At 68.3% G+C, this 2,563-nt stretch carries 2 protein-coding genes; both read right to left on the reverse strand.

Annotation, left to right across the window (positions count from 1 at the left end; translation table 11 throughout):
- On the reverse strand, positions 1–2,168 hold a 2,168-nt coding region (locus tag K206_RS0136360), incomplete at its 3' end, for a conjugative transfer ATPase (protein ID WP_020207133.1).
- Positions 2,168–2,563: TIGR03751 family conjugal transfer lipoprotein (locus tag K206_RS0136365; protein WP_020207134.1), on the reverse strand; the 396-nt coding region annotated here is incomplete at its 5' end. The genes K206_RS0136365 and K206_RS0136360, both read right to left, overlap by 1 nt.

Here is a 2,563-nt window from a genome sequence, read left to right on the forward strand (position 1 = left end):
AGCAGCCGCACGCGCCGCATCTCGGGCAGCGTCGGGGCCTGGCCGCGCGTGCGTAGCGCGTTGCGCACGTCGCGCGTGAGCACGGTGCGCTTCTCGCTACCACCTCCACCGTGGCAGTGCTCGGCGGCGTCGAGAATGCACTGGCGGATCAGCGAGCGATCGGCCCGCGTCATCCGCGCTTCTTCCTTGTCCTCACCGCCCGTGATCATCAGGCGCGCCGTGATCTCCAGTTCGCCCAAGACGTCGCGCTGCTCGTCCGCCTCCATGGCCGAGGCATCCGGTGGCAAGTCTTCGTCCAGCGCGTCGGCATCGAGTGTCTGCACGTCGCTGGGCGTCTCGATCAGCCGGCGTGCGTCAGCGAATGGCGCCAGGGTCACGCCCGAGCCCGGGGCCAGCTTGACCCGGTTCACGGTCAGGCCCAGGCGCCTGGCGAAGTCGCTGAACAAGCCGAAGCTGTTGCCGGCTTCCACGATAAAGAGGCGCGGCCGATAAATGGCCGTGACCTGGTTCAGCAGGTTGTTGAGCGTGGCGCTCTTGCCCGAGCCCGTCGGGCCGAACAGGAACAGGTGGGCATTCATCTGCCTGTCCAACCTGTTGAGCGGATCGAAGGTGATCGGTCCGCCGCCACGGTTGAACATCGTGATGCCGGGATGCCCCGTACCCTGGGCACGGCCCCATACCGGCGACAGGTTCGCCGCGTGCTGGGCGAACATCAGTTGCGTGTACCACCGGCGCCGATCCTTGCCGGGGTTGTAGCAGCACGGCAGCCAGCGCAGGTAGCTGTTGAGCGGCGCCACCTCGTCGTCCTCTCGCACTGGTTGCAAGCCGGCGTTGAGCATCACGTTCGTGAGGTCCAGGCCGCGCCGGTCCAGTTCCGCCTCGTCGCGCCCGCGCAGGTAGAACGCCAGCGTGCCCCGGTAGAGCTTGTGCGCGCTGCCGATCAGGGAGCGGGCCTCGTTCACGTCCTTGAGCGTCTGCTCCGACGCCAGCGTCTCGCCCACGGCCTTCTTCGCCAGGTGGTTCAGATCCGATTCAAGGACGTCCTGGGGCGTGGCGACCATCGTGAGACAAAGCAAGGTGTCTTCCGGCATCTGGTCGAACAGCGTGTTGATCGCATCGCCCTTGCGGGTCTCGCCGGTCAGGTGTCCCGTGCCGGGCGGCATGCGCAGCCGGTCGGTGATCAGCACACGGTGCGGCATGCCGTCGAAGTACCAGGTGCCGTGCTCCACGTCAGAGCGTGGCTGGCCGAAGAACAGCCGCTGGCTGAAATCCTGCCCACTCGCCAACTCGATCTCGCCGGCCTCGGTCTCGTCGGGGTAGCGCGCCAGTGCGTAGAAGCGCTCCCGGTCCTCTGTACTGGGCCCGAGCATCGCGGGGCGCGGATTGAACCACCGCAGCAGCCAGTCGTGAACGTCCGCCGCGACCATGCGCCGTGCCTGGATGCCGGCGTTCGCCAGCCCGCCGCACAGGCGGTCGCAGACGATGTTCAGCATCTGTTCGGGCGTCTGGCCGCGGCGGCTTGCCTGCCCGGTGGCACGGCGATAGACCACCATGCGCACGCGCCGCGTCTGCCCGCGCCAGCGCAGACGGGTAACCACCGTGTCCTCGAACAGGCCGCCCGGCTTGGCTACCGCGCGCAGGTGGTGACGGAAGAAGCGCAGGTAGAACTCGGTGAATGCCGTGCCGCGGGCGCGTGGCTGCACGTAGTCGCACAGGGTCTGCATGTATTGGTCAAAGCTCGGTTCGTCCTGTGCGTATAGCTGGAGCACCCAGGGGTTCTCGTCCAGTTCATCGAAGCTGTCCTGGAGCGCGTTTTCCAGGGCGTCGCGGGCATGCGCGAGCCAGCCAGGCTCCCGGCCCTCGGTGCCCAGCGGCACCAGCTCGAAGAAGGCGGCTACGGATTGACCGTCCTCCAACAGCATGGCCTTCGACTCGGGCAAGAATTCCACCCAGGGCAGCAGTTCCACGAAGGACGGGGCGACGCCGTACAGCGCCTGCTCCTCGGCCACGGTCGCCGGCCTGCGGCCCTGCACCGGGGCGCCGGGTTCGGGGATGCCGGCCTGCTGCAAGGCTTCGACGTGGCGCTGCCAGCCGTCCGGCTGCTCATCGCCGGCCGGGCCGCTGATGCCGGCGCCCGCCAGCTTCGGCCAGGGAAGTTTCCACCGCATCAGTAGGCCTCCACGCGCTCGCCTGGCATGGCGTACTGGATGCGCTGGTACAGGGGGAAGACCGTGGTGTAGCCCGGAACCGGCACCGGGTCCGTGCCCGCCAGGTGCGGATACACGTACATGACGAGATCGGGATTGGGCAGGCGCTGGAACTGGTGATGGACCTCGTTGCGCGCGGTGCGCGTATAGCGCATCTGCTCGGCAGGCGCGGCCTGCATGTCGGCGTCGGTCAGCGGCCGACGCAGGCTCTGGCGCGCATCGAGCAGTTGGCGGCCGGCATTCCGTCCGGCTGCGCCACCGCCGTCGCCGGCCTCCTGCTGCCAGATGTCCATCATCGTGCGGTCACCGTGGGTCAGCAGCTTTTCCTTGCTGGTGGCGCAGCCGCCGAGCGCCGC

The organism is Cupriavidus sp. WS (assembly GCF_000395345.1).
Classification (GTDB): Bacteria; Pseudomonadota; Gammaproteobacteria; order Burkholderiales; family Burkholderiaceae; genus Cupriavidus; species Cupriavidus basilensis_B.